This is a genomic window from Brevundimonas sp. 'scallop', assembly GCF_011045535.1.
Classification (GTDB): Bacteria; Pseudomonadota; Alphaproteobacteria; order Caulobacterales; family Caulobacteraceae; genus Brevundimonas; species Brevundimonas vesicularis.
The window spans coordinates 884,737-902,387 of record NZ_CP039382.1 but is presented as its reverse complement, the minus strand read 5'-3'; the positions used below and the strand labels follow the sequence as shown (position 1 = coordinate 902,387).

The 17,651-nt window shown below is 66.7% G+C and carries 17 protein-coding genes; 10 read left to right on the top strand and 7 right to left on the bottom strand.

The features are described 5' to 3' along the window. Window positions 1–46: 46 nt before the first annotated feature. The 7 genes from E4341_RS04425 to E4341_RS04395 form a co-directional block, all read right to left on the bottom strand. A complete protein-coding gene (locus tag E4341_RS04425) occupies window positions 47–733 on the bottom strand; it encodes a Fe2+-dependent dioxygenase (RefSeq protein ID WP_165115471.1) in 687 nt (228 codons plus the stop codon). A 75-nt stretch (window positions 734–808) separates the two neighbouring features. Next, complete coding sequence (locus E4341_RS04420; RefSeq protein WP_165115469.1) at window positions 809–3,175, bottom strand: TonB-dependent siderophore receptor; 2,367 nt, start codon at window positions 3,173–3,175, stop codon at window positions 809–811. 95 nt (window positions 3,176–3,270) lie between these two features. After that, the gene (locus E4341_RS04415; RefSeq protein WP_165115467.1) at window positions 3,271–4,056 is read right to left on the bottom strand and encodes a peptidase; all 786 of its coding nucleotides are present in this window, start codon (window positions 4,054–4,056) and stop codon (window positions 3,271–3,273) included. Between the two features lie 61 nt (window positions 4,057–4,117). Next, window positions 4,118–4,960 carry a transglutaminase family protein gene (locus E4341_RS04410; protein ID WP_165115464.1) on the bottom strand — a complete coding sequence of 281 codons (843 nt, stop codon included), beginning with the start codon at window positions 4,958–4,960 and terminating at the stop codon, window positions 4,118–4,120. Window positions 4,961–4,962: 2 nt separating this feature from the next. Next, window positions 4,963–5,901, bottom strand: a complete 939-nt coding sequence (locus E4341_RS04405) for an alpha-E domain-containing protein (protein ID WP_112863549.1) — start codon at window positions 5,899–5,901, stop codon at window positions 4,963–4,965. After that, window positions 5,901–7,322 (bottom strand): circularly permuted type 2 ATP-grasp protein, encoded by a 1,422-nt coding sequence (locus tag E4341_RS04400; protein ID WP_017504409.1) that lies wholly within the window; start codon window positions 7,320–7,322, stop codon window positions 5,901–5,903. The genes E4341_RS04405 and E4341_RS04400 overlap by 1 nt, the downstream gene beginning before the upstream one ends. Window positions 7,323–7,402: 80 nt before the next feature. Beyond that, the gene (locus E4341_RS04395) at window positions 7,403–8,611 is read right to left on the bottom strand and encodes an NAD(P)/FAD-dependent oxidoreductase (RefSeq protein WP_165115462.1); all 1,209 of its coding nucleotides are present in this window, start codon (window positions 8,609–8,611) and stop codon (window positions 7,403–7,405) included. A gap of 150 nt (window positions 8,612–8,761) precedes the next feature. On the opposite strand from E4341_RS04395, the gene E4341_RS04390 reads away from it, so the two are divergent. From E4341_RS04390 to pgl, 10 genes are read left to right on the top strand one after another with little or no spacing between them, the layout of a single operon-like run. Next, window positions 8,762–9,052: a YerC/YecD family TrpR-related protein gene (locus tag E4341_RS04390; protein ID WP_017504407.1), complete on the top strand. Its 291-nt coding sequence runs from the start codon at window positions 8,762–8,764 to the stop codon at window positions 9,050–9,052. A 10-nt stretch (window positions 9,053–9,062) separates the two neighbouring features. After that, a complete protein-coding gene (hisG, locus tag E4341_RS04385; RefSeq protein WP_055752833.1) occupies window positions 9,063–9,944 on the top strand; it encodes an ATP phosphoribosyltransferase in 882 nt (293 codons plus the stop codon). Further along, window positions 9,944–11,251 (top strand): histidinol dehydrogenase, encoded by a 1,308-nt coding sequence (hisD, locus tag E4341_RS04380; protein WP_165115460.1) that lies wholly within the window; start codon window positions 9,944–9,946, stop codon window positions 11,249–11,251. The genes hisG and hisD overlap by 1 nt, the downstream gene beginning before the upstream one ends. Continuing rightward, the gene (hisB, locus tag E4341_RS04375; protein ID WP_165115458.1) at window positions 11,248–12,684 is read left to right on the top strand and encodes an imidazoleglycerol-phosphate dehydratase HisB; all 1,437 of its coding nucleotides are present in this window, start codon (window positions 11,248–11,250) and stop codon (window positions 12,682–12,684) included. Before hisD ends, hisB begins: the two co-directional genes overlap by 4 nt. Next, a complete protein-coding gene (gene hisH, locus E4341_RS04370) occupies window positions 12,681–13,283 on the top strand; it encodes an imidazole glycerol phosphate synthase subunit HisH (RefSeq protein WP_165115456.1) in 603 nt (200 codons plus the stop codon). The genes hisB and hisH overlap by 4 nt, the downstream gene beginning before the upstream one ends. After that, window positions 13,277–14,014, top strand: a complete 738-nt coding sequence (hisA, locus tag E4341_RS04365; protein ID WP_165115454.1) for a 1-(5-phosphoribosyl)-5-[(5-phosphoribosylamino)methylideneamino]imidazole-4-carboxamide isomerase — start codon at window positions 13,277–13,279, stop codon at window positions 14,012–14,014. The genes hisH and hisA overlap by 7 nt, the downstream gene beginning before the upstream one ends. Before the next feature lie 31 nt (window positions 14,015–14,045). Next, entirely contained in the window at window positions 14,046–14,813 is a 768-nt protein-coding gene (hisF, locus tag E4341_RS04360) for an imidazole glycerol phosphate synthase subunit HisF (RefSeq protein ID WP_165115452.1), read from the top strand. Then, window positions 14,810–15,433, top strand: coding sequence for a bifunctional phosphoribosyl-AMP cyclohydrolase/phosphoribosyl-ATP diphosphatase HisIE (gene hisIE / locus E4341_RS04355; RefSeq protein ID WP_165115450.1), 624 nt, complete (start codon window positions 14,810–14,812; stop codon window positions 15,431–15,433). Before hisF ends, hisIE begins: the two co-directional genes overlap by 4 nt. Window positions 15,434–15,481: 48 nt before the next feature. Next, on the top strand, window positions 15,482–16,942 hold the full coding sequence (zwf, locus tag E4341_RS04350) for a glucose-6-phosphate dehydrogenase (RefSeq protein ID WP_165115448.1): 1,461 nt from the start codon (window positions 15,482–15,484) through the stop codon (window positions 16,940–16,942). Continuing rightward, on the top strand, window positions 16,935–17,651 hold the full coding sequence (gene pgl, locus E4341_RS04345) for a 6-phosphogluconolactonase (RefSeq protein WP_165115446.1): 717 nt from the start codon (window positions 16,935–16,937) through the stop codon (window positions 17,649–17,651). The genes zwf and pgl overlap by 8 nt, the downstream gene beginning before the upstream one ends.

Below are 17,651 nucleotides of genomic sequence, written 5' to 3'. Positions count from 1 at the left end.
CGAACGGGTTGCAATAGCATTTAGCGGCGTCGTGGCGCCTTGGGTGTCAGACCTCGGTCCAGCGCCGCAGCAGATTGTGATAGACGCCGGTCAGTTCGATCACCGCCTGATCCTTGGGCCCCTTTTCGGACGCCACGCGCTGGGTGGCGATGTCCAGGCGGAACAGGGTTTCGCGATCGGCGTCGTCGCGCACGAGGCTCTGCATCCACATGAAGGACGACACCCGCGCCCCGCGCGTCACGGGCGTGACCCGGTGCAGGCTCTTGGACGGATACAGGACCAGATCGCCAGCCGGCAGCTTGATCGCCTGCGACCCGTACATCTCCTCGATGATCAGTTCGCCGCCGTCGTAGTCCTCGGGCTCGGACAGGAAAAGGGTCGCCGACAGGTCGCTGCGAATGCGGATCGCCCCGCCGTTACGGGACTGGCGGATGGCGTTGTCGACGTGCAGGCCGAACTGGTCCCCGCCTTCGTAGCGGTTGAACAGGGGCGGAAAGATCGTGTGCGGCAGGGCCGCCGCCACAAACATCGGATTGGCGTTCAGCGCCTGGACCACCAGGGCCGAGACCTCCTTCGCCACGTCCGACTCTTCGGGCAGTTGAAGGTTCTTCTTCGCCGTCGCCGATTGATGGCCCGAGGTGGCGTTGCCGTCCGCCCACGGCCCGGCGTCCAGCCGCGCCCGCAGAGCCGCGACCTCTGCCTTGGAGAAGACTTCCGGAATCTGCAGCAGCACGGGCGTTCTCGCTGAAAGACGAAACGGCCCCGCGGGGGATCGCGGGGCCGTCAAACTAGGCCGGGGAAACGGCCTTTAGAAGCGCAGGTTCAGGGCCAGGATGGCCTGGCGACCTGCGGCCACGTCGGCGTGGTGAACGCCGTTGGTGCGCATGATGTATTCCTCGTCCGTCGCATTCTTGACGTTCAGCTGAAGCGTTGCGCGGTCCGTCAGATCATAGGCGGCGAAGGCGTCCACGCGGGTCCATTCGGACGCATAGATGCGGTTGTTCCCGCCGCCCGCGCCGCCTTGGTTCCCGCCCAGAGATTTGGATGTGTAGTAGACGCCGCCGCCGACCGTCAGCCGTCGCAGGACGCGATAGGTGGTGAACAGGCTGGCGCTATGCTTGGGCGTGTTGGCCAGCGGGTCACCTTCAAAGGCGCTGGGCCTGCACACCGGCGGCGTCACCGTGGCCTCGACCGTGCAGGCGCCATTCACCAGTTCGGAGTCCATGTAGGTATAGCCGCCGAACACGGTCCACTTCGGCGTGATGCTACCTGACACGCCCAGCTCGAAGCCGTTGACTTCGACCTCGCCTTCCTGACGGAAGATGTTGGGCTCAACCAGGATCAGGGCGTTCTTGCGGGTCAGATGGAAGGCGGCCGCCGACAGGGCGAGACGGTCGTTCAAGACATTGGCCTTGGCGCCGATCTCGAAGCTTTCGGTGTCTTCCGGATCCAGAACGGTGTTGGCGACGCCATCGACCGTGCCCAAGCCGCCCGAGGCGTTCTGGTCGCCCGCCGAAATGGTCGGCGGCGTCGAAGAGGTGGACCAGGACGCATAGACGCTGCTGTTCTGCGTCGGCTTGAACACCAGACCGACCTGATAGTTGGTGAACTCCCAGGTCTGTTCCGGAACGGCCGTATAGCCCGTCGTCGTCCAGACCCCGGCTGACTGGGTCGCCGCCGCGTTCACGCCCTTGACCGAATACTGGTCCCAGCGAACGCCCAGGTTCAGGATCAGTCGCTCGGTCAGGGTGATGCTGTCGTTGGCATAGACGCCGATGGCCTCGGTCGTGTTCGAACTGGTCGGGCCGCGATTGATCACGCCGGTCCAGGCGTCGTCGGGATTGGGGTTGTAGATCGGGGTGCAGTCTCCCGCGCCCAGCGACCCGGCGGCGGTCGGATACGACCCGCTGACGGTCGTCAGACCGGTCGGACAGGCCGAGCCCGAGGTGGTGTAGGTCGAATAGGAGGCGTTCTTGTTGTGCTCGCGCGACAACTCCACGCCGACATCGTAGCTGTGCTTGATCGAACCGATGGCGAACTGGCCGAAGACGTCCGTCACATTGGCCAGTGTGGTGACCGGGTTCCACCGGGTCTTGGTGCCCCGCTTCATCCAGTAGGTCCCGTCCGCCGCGCGTCCGACATAGCCGCCGTCGCCGGGATTGGTGACGATGTAGTCATTCAGCGTCTGCGAATAGCGGCTGACGTTGCGGATCGTGGCGAAGTCGTTGAGGCGATGCTCGGCCTTGAAGGTGAACGCATCCACCTCATTGGTCAGGTAGTCGCGCGCCTTCAGCCCGTAGAAGCTGTCATAGGGCACATCCAGAACGCCGCTGTCGGTCGTGCGTGACTGGATCTTGGTGAACAGCGGAATGCCGTAGTCGGGCATCTGGTCGCTGGTCAGGTGATAGTAGCTGAAGACCATCGACGACGGCGTGCCCAGGCCGGCGCCCAGGCTGATGGCCGCACCCCATTTGTCGTAATCGACGGCGTCGCGGCCGGGCACGTCGCCCTGGGCGCCCATCAGGTTGATGCGCAGGGCGGCGGTCTCGCCCAGCGGCAGGTTCGCATCGACCGTGCCGCGCAGATAGCCGTCCGTGCCCGCGCCCGCGCTGACATTGGTGAAGGCGTTCAGCTTTGGCGATTTGGAGGCCAGGTTGATGCTGCCGCCGCCCGAGCCGCGTCCCGAATAGACGGCGTCCGGCCCCTTGATGACCTCAACCTGCTCCAGGTTGAAGACCTCGCGCTGCTGGCCGCCCGTATCGCGGATGCCGTCCACGAAGATGTTGTTGCCCGACGACTGACCCCGGATGAAGGGACGATCGGCCAGCGGCTGACCGCCCTCGCCTGCCCCGAAGGTGATGCCGGGGGAGTTGGACAGCAGGTCCTGCAACGAAGAGGCCGAGGTCTGTTCGATGATGGCCTGGGGGATCACCGTCACGGCGCGCGGTGTATCCACCAGGGGCGCGACGAACTCGGGGCTGACGGGAGCCGGCTTCTTGAACTGACCGTTGACGTCGATCGTGCCCAGATTGGCGGGCTGGGACTGGTCGGCCGTGACGACCACGCCGTCCTCGGCGGTCACGTCAGCGGCGATGGCGGGGGCGGCGACCAGCATGCCGGCGGCGCTGGAGACGAACAGAAGCGAGCGGAGCGCGGCGGCGCGGGATTCGGACATACTCTTGCGACCTTTTGGTCTGATTTTGCGATGCGCTCGCAATAACCAGCTCCACAGGAAGGCACAAGACAATTGCGAACAAATCGCAATCTTAATTAGCCGACGGCGCTGATGCCCCTCTGAGGCGCCGACGTCTCGATATCGAGCCAGGTCGGATCAGGCATGGCGCGGTGGGCGGCGGCCAGGGCTTCGGACCAACGCCGGCCCAGGTCGCGGAAATAGGGATCATCCGCTTCGATGCGCCGCGCCGTGCCCGTCAGCTGGTCGCGCGGCATGACAATCAGGTCCAGCGGCGGGCCGACGGCGATGTTCGAGCGGATGGTCGAATCGAACGAGATCAGCCCCAGCTTCACCGCCTCGGACAGGGAGGTGGAGCTGTGCAGGGCGCGATCCAGAATGGGCTTGCCGTATTTCAGCTCGCCGATCTGCAGATAGGGCGTATCGGGTCCGCACTCGATGAAGTTGCCCTGCCCGTAGATCAGATACAGCCCCATCTTGCCGCCAGCGATCTGACCGCCCAGCAGCATGGAGGCGGTGACGTTCAGCCCGTCGGCGGTCGGCGTCGGCGGCGTATTGATGCTGGCGCGTACGCTGGCCATCGCATGACCCAGAAGTTGGGCGGCGCGAAACAGGGTCGGGGCGGTCTGTAGCGTTTCAAGCTCGGTGGAGTCCGGCAGTTTGACCCCGGCTGCGACCATGGCCAGCGCCGTCTGGGTGACCGACAGATTGCCCGCCGTCGCGACCGCCAGGATCCGCTCGCCCGGCGACTTGTAGATGTGCAGTTTGCGATAGGACGAGATGTTGTCCACGCCCGCATTGGTGCGCGTGTCGGCGATCATCGCCAACCCGTCGTCCACCAGCATGCCTACGCAATAGGTCACTTCGCTCTATTCGCTCCCCGCGTTGCGAATCCCCAGACGCTAACAGATTCGCGCGTCATGCCTATCGGGGCCATCCACTGGATTGCAGTTGTTGCTGGCTCTGTTGCACCGGCCGCACATTCAGGGCGACGGTCAGCTGCTCCTGGCCGCCGCCATAGCTCGTGCCCCGGATCGGGGTGGCGCCCCGTGCATCCAGGCCGACCGCGACCCGAACATAGTGTTCGGTCGGACAGATGCCGTTGGCGGGATCGAACCCGACCCAGCCCAGATTTTCGACCCAGGCCTCGGCCCAGGCATGGGCGGCGTCCTGATCGTGGCGTCCGTCCTGACGGCTGAGGTGGCCCGAGACATAGCGGGCCGGCACGCCCATCAGGCGCGCGGCCGAGATGAAGATCTGCGAATGGTCCTGACAGACGCCGCGCTTCTGGGCAAAGGCCTCGGCGGCGGTGTGGGAGGCGGAGGTCGAGCCGACCTCGAACGCCACCGTGTCCTTCAGCGCGCCCATCAACTGATGCATCCGGCCCAGCGTCGCGCCCTCAGGAATGGAGCGGGCGAAATCGACGATACCGGCGTCGGCCTTGGTCATCGGGGTGTCGCGCAGATAGACGATGGGCGACAGGCGTTCGGCCTGCCCTTTCACGACGCCGCCCGTCTCGACGGTCGAGACCTCGCCGGTGACGCGGATGGTCAGGGCGTCGGTCGGCCGCTCGGTGTAGAGGCTGTGAACGATGTTGCCGAACGCGTCCTCGCTGCGCCGTAGCCGGGCGTCCACATCGGTTTCGATCCGCCAGTCGCGGACCTGTTGGCTCTCACACGACTTGGGCGTCAGCCGCAGCATCTGGACGATGAACCGCGCGGGCCGGGCGTAGGCGTAGCGGGTGGAGTGATCGATCCGGATCCGCATGGTCAGACCAGATACTGTTCGTGGACGGCCGCGGCCAAGGCGTTGTTCTCGTTCAGGAAGCCCTGGATGTATTCGTGCAGGCCGGACTGGAAGATGTCCTCGATCTTGGCCTCGTTGAACTGGCTCAGGCGATTGGAGGCTAGCCGTTGCGCCGGGCCGCGCCGGCCATAATCGGTCGCCAGCTTCTCCAGATAGCTGACGATCATGCCCTGGCACGAGGCCAGCGAACGCGGCATCTGGCGGTTCAGCACCAAGAGGTCCGCCACCAGCCAGGGCCGCACGCTTTCGCGGTAAACCCAGCGATAGGCGGTCAATGCCGAGACCTCGCGCAGAAGGGTCGTCCACTGGAAGTAGTCCAGTTGCCCCCCCACCCGTTCGCCGGGCGGCAGCAGCAGGTGATATTTAACGTCCAGCAGGCGTGCGGTGTTGTCGGCCCGCTCGATCGCCATGCCCAGTCGCAGGAACCAGTAGGCGTCGTTCCTGAGCATGGTCCGCGACGAGGCGCCTTCGACCGCCAGGGATGTCGATTTCACGAAGTCGAGGAAGTTGGTGAAGTCGTCGCGCTTGGTCGGTTCGCCCAGCTCGTTCAGACCGTTCCAGGCGCCGTTGATCGCCTCCCACAGTTCGATGGTCAGGGCGGTGCGCACCGAGCGCGCATTGGTCCGCGCCTTGGTGATGCAGGCCTTGATCGAGGTCGGATTGTCGAAGCCGAAGGCCAGATATTCCCGCACGGACTTTTCCGACACGGTCCGGCCGGTCGCATCGAAGCCGGCTTTGACCCCCGATGAGGCGATGGCCCCGGCCCAGGCGGTGACGGTGGCCTGATCTTTCGCCGGCAGGGCGGCGAGACGGATCGCCGCCTCCAGAATGCGGGCGAGAAAGTCCGCCCGCTCCATGTAGCGGCCGGTCCAATAGAGGCTGTCTGCGGTGCGTGAAAGCATCAGTTGTCCAGCACCCAGGTGTCCTTGGTTCCGCCGCCCTGGCTGGAGTTCACCACCAGCGACCCTTCCTTCAGCGCCACCCGCGTCAAGCCGCCGGGCGCGACGCGCACGCCGGCCGGGCTGGACAGCACGAAGGGCCTAAGATCGACGTGGCGGGGCGACAGGGCCCCGCCGTTCAGCGTCGGAGCCGTCGATAGGCTCAGCGTCGGCTGAGCGATGAAGTCGTCGGGATCGGCGATCAGCTTGGCGCGGAAATCCTCGATCTCGGCCTTGGTCGAGGTCGGCCCGACCAGCATGCCGTAGCCGCCCGATCCGCCGACTTCCTTGACCACCAGTTCCGGGAGCTTATCCAGCACTTCCTTCAGGGCGTCCGGCTCGCGACAGCGCCAGGTCGGCACGTTCTGCAGGATCGCATCCTCACCCGTGAAGAAGCGGATGATCTCGGGCATGTAGGTATAGACGGCCTTGTCGTCGGCCACGCCCGTCCCGACCGCATTGGCCAGGGTCACCCGTCCAGCGAAATAGGCCGACATCAACCCCGGCACCCCGATGGTGGAGTTGGGCATGAAGGTCAGGGGATCGAGGAAGTCGTCATCGATACGGCGATAGATAACATCGACGCGCTTGGGCCCCTCGGTCGTGCGCATGAAGACCGTGTCGTCATTGACGAACAGGTCCGTGCCTTGAACCAGCTCGACGCCCAGCTTATCGGCCAGGAAGCTGTGCTCATAGTAGGCCGAGTTGAAGGGGCCGGGCGTCAGCACGACGATGGTCGGATCCGCCCCCGCCCCTGCCGGCGCTGAGGCCTGCAGCGAGCGCAGCAGCATGTCGGTGTAGATCTCGACGGGACGCACGGCGTGTTCCGCGAACAGGTCGGGGAACAGCCGCATCATCATCTCGCGGTTCTCCAGCATATAGGAGACGCCCGACGGCGTGCGGCAGTTGTCTTCGAGTACGTAGAAGCCGTCCTCGCCCGTGCGCACCAGATCCACGCCCGAAATATGACACCAGACGTCGCCCGGTGGACGACGCCCCTGCATCTCCGGCCGATAGTGCGGATTGGTCAGGATCAGATCGGCCGGGACGATGCCCGCCTTGATGCAGTCCTGCGGCCCATAGATGTCTTTCAGGAAGGCGTTGATGGCGGTGACCCGCTGCTTCAGCCCCTTTTCCAAACCGCCCCACTCGTCCGCGCCGATGATGCGCGGCACGACGTCGAAGGGGATCAGCCGCTCGTTGGATTCCTCGTCGCCATAGACGGCGAAGGTCACGCCCATGCGGCGGAAGAACAGCTCTGCCTGGCGCGAGCGCGCTTGCAGCAGGTCGGCCGGCGCGTTTTCCAGCCACGCCGCTAGCGTCTTGTAGCTGTCGCGGATCGCACCCGATCCACCGCCATTCATTTCGTCGAAAGCTCTCGTCATCCGCCCCCGCCGCGTTGAAGTCGCAGCTTGAACGGTCACGAACGTAAAGCGCAACAGTTTTGTTGCACTGCGGCGACGCCTTATCCGACGGCCACCGCCTTCATCGACACCGCCGGATCGGCCAGCTTGTCCACGTCCACAGGCGTCGCCTTGGCGATCAACTGCTTGCCGGCCATGAACTCGGGCGGAGCGTTGACGGCCTCGACGCAGACGATGCGGTCGCCGTTCAGATGGAAGACGGCAAAGCCCGACGCCGTCGGGTCGCCACGCACCACCTGTCGGTCGGCGTCGAACGGCAGGCCGGCGATCTGAAGCTTGACGTCATACTGGTCCGACCAGAACCACGGAACCTCGGGCGTCGGCCCGGCCCGTCCGACGATGGCGGCGGCCGCCTGTTTGGCCTGCTCCAAGGCGTTGGACACGCTCTCCAGCCGATGATGCATGCCGCCGTGGACCGGAATGGGTCGTCGCGTCATGTCGCCGATGGCGAAGATCGCCGGATTGCTGGTGCGCGCCTCGCTGTTCACCACCACGCCGTCGTCGCAGGTCAGGCCGGCCGACCGCGCCAGGGCGTCGCATGCCAGGGCGCCGACCCCCACCAACACCGCATCCGCTGACACCACCGATCCGTCGGCCAGGCTCACGCCGTCGCGGGCCACGGCGACCACCTCCGCGTTCGTCAGGATTTCGACGCCGTGCGCCCGGTGCTGCGCCGTGAAGAAGGCCGACAGGGTTTCGGACGCCACTCGCGCCAGCACGCGCGGCGCGCGCTCGATCACCACCGCCTCGGCGCCCAAAGCCCGCGCCGAGGCCGCCGCCTCCAGCCCAACATAGCCGCCGCCGACGACCGCCAGACGCTTGCCGGGCCCGAGGACCGCCTTCAGTCGCTCGGCGTCCTTCATCGTGCGGAGTTCCAGCAGATCGGGATGGTCCCCGCCCGGAACCGGCAGCTTGCGCGCCGTCGATCCGGTCGCCAGCACAAGAATGTCGTAGGTCTCGGACGACCCGTCGTGGAAGGCTACCGTCTTCGCTGCGGGGTCCACCGCCACGGCGACCATCGAGGGTCGGAAGTCGATGTTCTGCTCGGCGTAGAAACTCAGAGGCCGCAGCAGCAGCGCCTCCAGATCCGCCTCTCCCTTCAGCCAGGCCTTGGACAGGGGCGGCCGCTGATAAGGCGGCGCATCCTCCTCGCCGATCAGCACGATGGGCCCCTCATGGCCGTACTGCCGCAGGAAGGCCGCGACGGAGCCGCCGGCGTGCCCGGTGCCGATGATGAGAACCTTGGTCATGGGCGGACAGATAGAGCGGTGCGCGGGCGGGTGTAAGTCGTGATTGGTGAATCGTGAGCCGGGACTGACGTCTGCCCGTTCAATCACGAGTCACGCGTCACGTCTCACGAGCTCTTGACTGTTCCACCGTTACAGCATAGTGGAACGCGCATGACGACCCCGCCCGCCCGTGACGACCTGCATGACGCCCTGCTGTCGATGCAGACGCGCGCCGAGATCGACGCCTTTCTGGCCGATCTTTGCACGCCTGCGGAACTGCGCGCCTTCTCCGAGCGCTGGCAGGTCGCGCGCCTGCTCGACGCCGGCGGCAAATCCTATCGCGAGATCGCCGCAGAGGCCCATGCCAGCCCCACCACCGTCGTCCGCGTCGCCCGCTATCTGAAAGACATGCCGCATCAGGGCTATCGCCTCGCCCTGGACCGCCTGAAGAACAAGAACTGAGTATCCGAACATGAGCACCGTGCAGGGCCGGCTTCGCATCGCCGTCCAGAAATCCGGCCGTCTGGCCGACCGCAGCCTCGACCTGATCCGCGACGCGGGCCTGAAATGGGTCAAGGGTCACAACGACCTGCTTTACCGGGTCGAGAACTATCCGATCGACCTGCTGCGCGTCCGCGACGACGACATTCCCACCTTCGTGGCGGATGGCGTCTGCGATCTGGGCATCGTCGGCGAGAATGTGCTGGAGGAAGGTCGCAACGGCGGGCCCAACGCCTCGATCGTCATGCCGCTGGGCTTCGGTCGCTGCACGCTCAAGATCGCCACGCCTCCGACCCTGGCCTACGACGGCCCGGCCTCGCTGGACGGGCTGCGCATCGCCACCTCCTATCCTAAAATCCTGCGCCGCTTCCTCGACGAACGCGGGGTCAAGGCCGACATCGTGGTGATGCGCGGGGCCGTCGAGGTCGCCCCCCGGCTGAAACTGGCCGCCGCCATCTGCGACCTGGTTTCGACCGGCGCGACGCTGGAGGCCAACGGCCTGGGGGCCAAGGATACGGTTCTGGAAAGCCAGGCCGTGCTGATCCAGTCGCCTGTGGCGCCCGAGCCCGCCTTGCAGCAGCTGTTGGACAGCGTCATCGAGCGGATGGCGGGCGTGGTGTCCTCGCAAGGCGCCAAATATGTCATGCTGAACGCCCCGCGCTCGGCCTTGGACGAGATCACCGCCATCCTGCCCGGCGCCGGCTCGCCCACTGTCATGCCCCTGATGGGTCGCGACGATGCGGTCGCCGTCCACGCCGTCTGTCAGGAGGCCGTCTTCTGGGAGACGCTCGAGAAGCTGAAGGCCGCCGGCGCCTCGGCCATTCTGGTCCTGCCGATCGAGAAGATGATGTGATGAAACGCATCGACTGGTCTTCCCTCGACGCCGCCGGCAAGACGGCCGCCCTGGCCCGCCCGGCCCAACGCACCGCCGGCGACGTGACCGAGGTCGTGCGCACCATCTTGGACGACGTGCGCCAGCGCGGCGGCGCGGCCGTGACTGACTGGTGCCTGAAGCTGGACAAGGCGCCGCCCCGTCGCATCGCCATCACGCCCGAGACGGTGGCCGAGGCGCGCAACGCCCTGCCGCCCGGCGACGTGCGCGCCCTGCGCATGGCGGCCGACAATGTGCGCGTCTTCCACCAGGCGACCCGGCCCGAGGACACTCCGTTCATCGAGACGACGCCCGGCGTGCGGTCCAAACTGGCCTGGCGTCCCATCGCCTCGGCCGGCCTCTACATTCCCGGCGGCACCGCGCCGCTGTTTTCGTCCCTGTTGATGCTGGCCATCCCGGCCGGCGTTGCGGGCGTAGGCCAGCGCGTCGCCGTCACGCCGCCGAACAAGGATGGCGGCATCCACCCCGCCATGATCCTGGCCGCCGCAGAGGCGGAGCTGGACGCCATCTGGCTGATGGGCGGCGCCCAGGCCATCGCCGCCCTGACCTTCGGCGTCGAACTGGAGGACGGTGTTATCCCCGCCTGCGACAAGCTGTTCGGACCCGGCAACGCCTATGTAGCCGAGGCCAAGAAGCAGGCCTCCGCCCTGCCAGGCGGTCCCGCCGTCGACATGCCGGCCGGCCCGTCGGAGTTGATGGTCATCGTCGATCGCGACGCCGCACCCGAGATCGCCGCCGCCGACCTGCTCAGCCAGGCCGAGCATGATGCGGATGCGCAGGTTCTGCTGGTCTCCACCAGCCGCGCCACCATCGACTACATCCTGAGCGAGGTCGAGGTGCAGGTCGCAACCCTGCCCCGCGAAGCCATCGCCCGCGCCTCTCTGAACGAGGCCCGCGCCATCCTGGTCCGCGACCTCGACGCCGCCGCAGAAGTCGCCAACCTCTATGGTCCCGAACACCTGGCGATCCAGATCGACGATCCCGAGCCGCTGGTCGATTCGATCAAGGCCGCCGGGGCCGTCTTCGTCGGCCGGTTCGCCGCCGAGACGCTGGGTGACTATGCCGCCGGTCCCAGCCACGTCCTGCCGACCGACGGCGGCGCCCGCACCCTGGGCGGCGTCACCACCGCCAGCTTCATGACCACCATGTCGGTCCAGCTGGTCACCGAGGCGGGCGCCCGTCAGCTGGCCCCTATCGCCGCCCGTCTGGCCCGGATGGAGGGCTTGGATGCCCACGCCCGCGCCGCCGATCTGAGGGCTGAAGGATGACGCTGCCTGCTCCCTATCCGCCGCTGGTTTCCGGCGGCGAAGGTCTGGATCGCTATCCCGACGACGCCTCCGCCCTCGCCGCTCGCATGGCCGCCGTCTATGGCGTGCCTGCCGAACAGGTGCTGCCGGTGCGCGGCCTGACCCACGGGCTGGAACTGGCCTGGCGCCTCGCCGCTCGCGACGGGGGATCGGTCGAGGCCCCGAAGGCCGAACCCTATGACAGTCTCGCCGCCATCTATCCGGCCAAGGGCGAAACGGCCCCAGAGAAAAGTATCGTCGTCATCCGCGCCTTGGGCTCGCCCGAAGCCGTCGGCGAAATGGCCGCCCGCGTCGCCCCCGCCCTGCTGGTGGTGGACGAGGGATTGATTGAATTCTCCGACAGCGCCTCGGCCGTGACGATCGTTAGCGATCAGCCGAACCTGGTCGTGCTGCGCAGCCTGTCCCTGGCCTATGGATTGGCCGGCGCCCGCGTCGGCGCGGCGATCGCCAAAGCCCAGACCCTGGTGCGTCTGGCGTCAGTGCTGGAACCCTATGCCCTGCCCGAACCGCTGGTTCGGCTGGCGATGCAGGCGCTCGATCCGTCGCGGATGATCGAGACTGCCGAGCGGATCGCCTCGGTCCGGCGCGAGCGCGAACGGGTTGTGCGCGAACTGGGTCGCCAGATGCCGGTCGAACCGGGCGTCGGTCCCATCATCATGGCTCGCCCAGAGGAGCCTGCCGCCGCCCTGGCTGGTCTGAAAGCCTACGGCGTCGAGGCCGATCTGTCCGGCGAGCGTCTGCGCCTGCCGATCTCGATCAAGTCCGAGGTCAACGATTGGCTGCTCGCCGCCTTCGGCCTGACGCCCGCCAAGCGCCGCCCCGCCCGCGTTGGTCAGGCCGTGCGCGACACCAAGGAAACGCGCATCGTCTGCGCCGTCGATCTGGATTCGCCCGGTCCGGTGAAAATCGAGACCGGCGTCGGCTTTTTCGATCACATGCTGGAGCAGATCGCGGCCCACGGCGGCTTCTCGCTGCGTCTGCAATGCGAAGGCGACCTGCACACCGATCCGCACCACACGATCGAGGACAGCGCCATCGCCTTGGGCCAGGCGCTGAAACAGGCGCTGGGCGAGCGCAAGGGCATCGCTCGCTATGGCTTCGTCCTGCCGATGGACGAGGCGAATGCGACCGTCTCGATCGATCTTTCCGGCCGCCCGTATCCGCTGTTCGAGGGCACGTTCGAGACCCCCTTCATCGGCGAATACCGCACCGACCTGACCCCCCACGTCTTCCGGTCTCTGGCCGAGGCCATGGGCGCGGCCGTGCACATCAAGGTCACGGGCCAGGACGACCACCACAAGACCGAAGCCGTCTACAAGGCCTTCGGCCGCGCCCTGCGCCAGGCCATCCGGGTCGAGGGCGACGCCGTGCCGTCGACCAAAGGTGTGCTGTGACCGAGGTCGCCGTCATCGCATACGGCGCCGGCAATGTCGCCTCGGTCCAGTTCGCGCTGGAGCGGCTGGGCGCGACCGTGCGCCTGACCGACGATCCGACGGTGATCGCCGAGGCTGAACGGGTCATCCTGCCCGGCGTAGGCGCGGCCGGATACGCCATGAAGCGCCTGTCGGACTTGGGTCTGATTGAGCCGATCCGCGCCTTCCCACGCCCCCTGCTGGGTGTCTGCCTGGGTCAGCAACTGCTGTTCGGATCGAGCGACGAAGGCGACGGCGTCGATCTGCTGGGTCTCATTCCCGGCGCGGTGACCCGGCTGAGACCTGCGGGCGATCTGCCGGTGCCGCACATGGGCTGGAGCCGGTTGACGCGCGACCGCGACGACCCCTTGCTGGAGGGCGTCGCCGACGGCGCCTATGCTTATTTCGTCCACGGCTTCGTCTGTCCCGACGGACCAGCGACCCTGGCGCGCGCCGACTATGGCGGCGTCGTTCCGGCTGTGGTTCGATCCGCCAACCGCTGGGGCTGCCAGTTCCACCCCGAACGCTCGGCCGAGGCCGGGGCGACCATCCTCAAGAACTTCCTGGGCCTGTCATGCTGATCTACCCCGCCATCGATCTGAAGGACGGCGTCTGCGTGCGCCTGATGCACGGCGACTTCGCCCAGGTGACGCATTACGACCAGCAGCCGGCCGCCCGCCTGACGACCTTCGCGGCCGAGGGCGCGGAGTGGATTCACATCGTCGATCTGGACGGAGCCGAGGCGGGCGAGGCCCGCCAGCACGCCCTGATCGGTGAACTGACCCAGGCCATCGACGTCAAGGTCCAGTCGGGCGGCGGCGTGCGCAGCGCCGACGATGTAAAAAAGCTGCTGGACGCCGGCGTGTCGCGCGTCGTGGTCGGATCGCTGGCGGTGACCCAGCCCGAGGCGGTGGCGACCTGGTTGGAGACCTTCGGCGTCGAGCGCGTCACCCTGGCCCTGGACGTCAAGATCGAGGACGGCGTGCCCGTCCCGGCGCTCAAGGGCTGGACCCAGTCCTCGGGCATGACGCTTTGGGAGGCGTTGGATCGGTATCCCAAGGGAATGGCCAAACACCTGCTGGTGACCGATGTCGGTCGCGACGGCGCCCTGACTGGGCCGAACCTGGAGCTGCTGGCCGAGATCCGCAGCCGTCGACCGGATCTGGTGCTGCAGGCCTCGGGCGGCGTTTCCTCGCTGGACGACATCGCTGCGGTCAAGGCGCTGGGCTGTCACGGCGCCATCGTCGGACGCGCGCTCTACGAAAACTCCTTCACCCTGCCCGAGGCGATCGCGGCGGCCAAACGCTCGTGACGGCCCATCCTGCATCAAGCGGGGCGGCCAAATGACCGCCCGGCGGATCATTCCCTGCCTGGACGTGAAGGACGGCCGGGTGGTCAAGGGCGTCAAGTTCGTCGGTCACACCGATATGGGCGATGCGGCCGAGCTGGCCGCCCGCTATCGCGATGCGGGCGCCGACGAACTGGTCTTCTACGACATCACCGCCAGTCCAGAAGGCCGGACGCTGGACTACGGCTGGATCAGGGACATCGCCCGACTGCTGGACATTCCTTTCTGCGTCGCCGGCGGCATTCGCACCGTGGAGCAGGCGGCGCGCTGCCTGGATCACGGGGCGGACAAGGTCTCGATCAACTCCCCGGCTCTGGAACGGCCCGAACTGATCGCTGACATGGCTGCGCGGCTGGGCAGCCAATGCGTCGTCGTCGGCGTCGATAGCAGGTTCGAAGACGGCGAATGGGTGGTCCACAAATATACCGGCGACCCCGATGCACGCCGTCATGCCGGCAAACGCACACTGGACTGGCTGGACGAGGCGCAGAGCCTGGGCGCCGGAGAGATCGTGCTGAACTGCATCGATCAGGACGGGGTTCGGCGCGGCTATGACATCGAACAACTGTCCGCCGCGCGGGCACGCCTGACCATTCCCCTGATCGCCTCGGGCGGCGCTGGCGCGCCCGAGCATTTCAAGGCTGTGTTCGAGCAGGCTGACGTCTCCGGCGCCCTGGCCGCCAGCGTCTTCCACACCGGCGCCATCGCCATTCCAGACCTGAAACAATACCTGGCTGACCAAGGCCTGGAGATGAGATTGTGATCGACCCGAACACCATCGACTTCGCCAAGGGCGACGGCCTGGTTCCCGTCGTGGTGCAGGACGCCGCCACGCTGCAGGTCCTGACCCTGGCCTATATGGATCGCGCGGCGCTGGACGAGACGATCGCCTCCGGCGAGGCCACCTTCTTCTCGCGTTCGCGCGGAGGGCGTTGGAGGAAGGGCGAGACCTCGGGCGACCGGCTTCACGTCGTCTCTATCACGGCCGACTGCGACGCCGACGCCATCGTGTTGGGTGTCAGGCCAGTCGGAAACGCCTGCCACCTGGACCGGACGAGCTGTTTCGGCGAGGCCGACGCGCCGGGCCTGGGTCGGATCGCCCGGCTGGAGCGCACCATCGCCGAACGGGCCGCCGCCGATCCGTCCGAAAGCTGGACCGCCCGACTGATCGCACAGGGGCCCAAACGCATCGCCCAGAAAGTCGGTGAGGAGGGCGTGGAGACGGCTTTGGCCGGCGTCGCCGGCCCGGACGAGGAACTCGCCAGCGAGGCTGCGGATTTGATCTATCACCTGCTTGTTCTTCTCCATGCCCGTAACATGGTGTTTCAGGACGTGCTGGACGTGTTGGCCTCGCGAGCGGAAGCGGCCAAAGACAGCGGCTAGACCGTAAAGGCGTGCGTCCCGACAAATGGGATCATCGAGGGACAAGATATGGCGGCTCTCATTCTGTTTGGCGGCGGCGGCGATCTGGCGATGCGCATGCTTCTGCCGTCGCTCTATTTCCTCGAACACGACGGCCTGCTGCCTGAAGGGCTGAAGATCATCGGCGCCGCGCGTTCCGAAGAGAGCGCCGACGACTATATCGCCAAGGTGCACGAGGCGGTGAAGGCGCGCGCCGAGGCGGACAAGGTCTGGGACGAAGCCAGCTGGTCGCGGATGAAGGCTCGCCTGGACTATCTCGCCGTCGACGCCACCTCGCCCGAAAGTCTCAAGCCGCTGAAGGACAAGGTCGGCGACGGCGAGGTCACCTCCTTCCTGGCCGTCTCCCCCTCGCTCTATGCCCGCATTGTCACGGCGATGAAGGCGGCGGGTCTGGCGGAAAAGAACTGCCGCATCGTGCTGGAAAAGCCTGTCGGGCGCGACCTGAAGTCGTTCCTCGAAATCGACGACGCCGTGGCCCACGCCTTCAGCGAGAATCAGGTGTTCCGCATCGACCACTACCTGGGCAAGGAGACGGTGCAGAACCTGATCGCCCTGCGGTTCGGCAACACGATCTTCGAGCCGCTCTGGAACAACCTGTCCATCGACCACGTGCAGATCACGATCGGCGAGACGGTGGGGGTCGGCGATCGCTGGCCCTACTATGACGAATACGGTGCGCTGCGCGACATGCTGCAGAACCACATGCTGCAGCTGCTGTGCCTGGTGGCGATGGAGCCGCCCAGCGACCTGGACCCCGACTCGGTGCGCAACGAGAAGGTCAAGGTGCTGAGGTCCCTAAGGCCCGTCACGGTGGACGAGGTCGAGCGCGTGACCGTGCGGGGTCAGTATGTGGCGGGCGTCTCGGAGGGCAAGCCGGCCAAGGGCTATGACGAGGAGCGCGGTCAGCCGTCGGACACCGAAACCTTCGTCGCCGTTCGCGCCGACATCGACAACTGGCGCTGGGCGGGCGTGCCCTTCTTCATGCGGACCGGAAAGCGCCTGCCCGAGAAGCGCACCGAGATCGTTATCCAGTTCAAGCCAGTACCGCACTCGATCTTCGACCGCGACGACCGGGGCGAGGTTCAGGCCAACCGGATGATCATCGAGCTGCAGCCCGAGGAAGACATCTCGCTGACGGTGATGAACAAGCGTCCGGGCCTGGATCAGCGCATGCAGTTGCAGCCGATCAAGATGAGCCTGTCGTGGGGTGTGGACGGCAAGTCCGCCGCCCCGCCGCGCCGCCGCATCGCCTATGAGCGGCTGCTTCTGGATGCGATGGCCGGAGACTCGACCCTGTTCGTGCGACGCGACGAGGCCGAGCAGGCCTGGAAATGGGTGGACGAGGTGTCCGAGGCCTGGGCCGAATCCGGCCTGAAGCCCGACGACTACGTCGCCGGAACCTGGGGTCCCGACAGCGCCGACATGCTGATGGCCCGCACCGGCCGCGACTGGAACACCACAGATGTCTGAGACCCCCGTCATCGAAACCTTCGCCGGCGTTGACGCCTGGGCCGAGGCCATCGCAGCGCGGCTGAGCGAAACCCTGGCGGCCGCGCTTAGCGACAAGGGCGCGGCCCTGTTCGCCGGGCCGGGCGGTTCGACGCCCGCGCCCGTCTACCGCCGCCTGGCGGCCACCGATCTGGATTGGTCCAAAATCGCCGTGACCCTGGTGGACGAGCGGTATGTGCCCGAGACCTCGCCGGAATCGAACGCCCGTCTGATCCGCGACGTGCTGTTGCAGGACAAGGCGGCGACGGCCCGCTTCATCCCGCTCTATACGCCCGAAGTCACCGTGGACCGTGCGGCCATCGTGGCGGCCAAGGCCCTGGCCGATGCCGGCGGGCGGTTCGATGCGGCGCTGCTGGGCATGGGCGAGGATGGCCATATCTGCTCCATGTTCCCCGAAAGCCCGACGCTGAAGACCCTGCTGACGCCGACGCTGAAGCCGACCGTCCTGGGCGTGCCACATGGGCGCGACGGCATGGCGCCGACGCTCGAACGGCTGTCGATCAACCTGCCCTATCTGATGTCTGCGGGCCGGGTGATCCTGGGCCTGAAGGGCGCCGCCAAGCGTCATGTCTTCGAAGAACAGGCCCAGGGCGATCCAAAGGTTCAGCCCATCGCCGCCTTGATCGCCGCCGGCGTTCCCCTTGAAGTTCTATGGACGGAGGAAGGCTGA

Excerpts from the sequence above, each read along its gene's own strand:
- hisF (WP_165115452.1), top strand. The coding sequence starts at position 14,046 with ATGACCGCCCGGCGGATCATTCCCTGCCTGGACGTGAAGGACGGCCGG.
- E4341_RS04410 (WP_165115464.1), bottom strand. The coding sequence starts at position 4,960 with ATGCGGATCCGGATCGATCACTCCACCCGCTACGCCTACGCCCGGCCC.
- E4341_RS04420 (WP_165115469.1), bottom strand. The coding sequence starts at position 3,175 with ATGTCCGAATCCCGCGCCGCCGCGCTCCGCTCGCTTCTGTTCGTCTCC.
- hisA (WP_165115454.1), top strand. The coding sequence starts at position 13,277 with ATGCTGATCTACCCCGCCATCGATCTGAAGGACGGCGTCTGCGTGCGC.
- pgl (WP_165115446.1), top strand. The coding sequence starts at position 16,935 with ATGTCTGAGACCCCCGTCATCGAAACCTTCGCCGGCGTTGACGCCTGG.
- zwf (WP_165115448.1), top strand. The coding sequence starts at position 15,482 with ATGGCGGCTCTCATTCTGTTTGGCGGCGGCGGCGATCTGGCGATGCGC.
- hisG (WP_055752833.1), top strand. The coding sequence starts at position 9,063 with ATGAGCACCGTGCAGGGCCGGCTTCGCATCGCCGTCCAGAAATCCGGC.
- E4341_RS04400 (WP_017504409.1), bottom strand. The coding sequence starts at position 7,322 with ATGACGAGAGCTTTCGACGAAATGAATGGCGGTGGATCGGGTGCGATC.
- E4341_RS04390 (WP_017504407.1), top strand. The coding sequence starts at position 8,762 with ATGACGACCCCGCCCGCCCGTGACGACCTGCATGACGCCCTGCTGTCG.
- E4341_RS04405 (WP_112863549.1), bottom strand. The coding sequence starts at position 5,901 with ATGCTTTCACGCACCGCAGACAGCCTCTATTGGACCGGCCGCTACATG.
- E4341_RS04395 (WP_165115462.1), bottom strand. The coding sequence starts at position 8,611 with ATGACCAAGGTTCTCATCATCGGCACCGGGCACGCCGGCGGCTCCGTC.
- hisB (WP_165115458.1), top strand. The coding sequence starts at position 11,248 with ATGACGCTGCCTGCTCCCTATCCGCCGCTGGTTTCCGGCGGCGAAGGT.
- hisD (WP_165115460.1), top strand. The coding sequence starts at position 9,944 with ATGAAACGCATCGACTGGTCTTCCCTCGACGCCGCCGGCAAGACGGCC.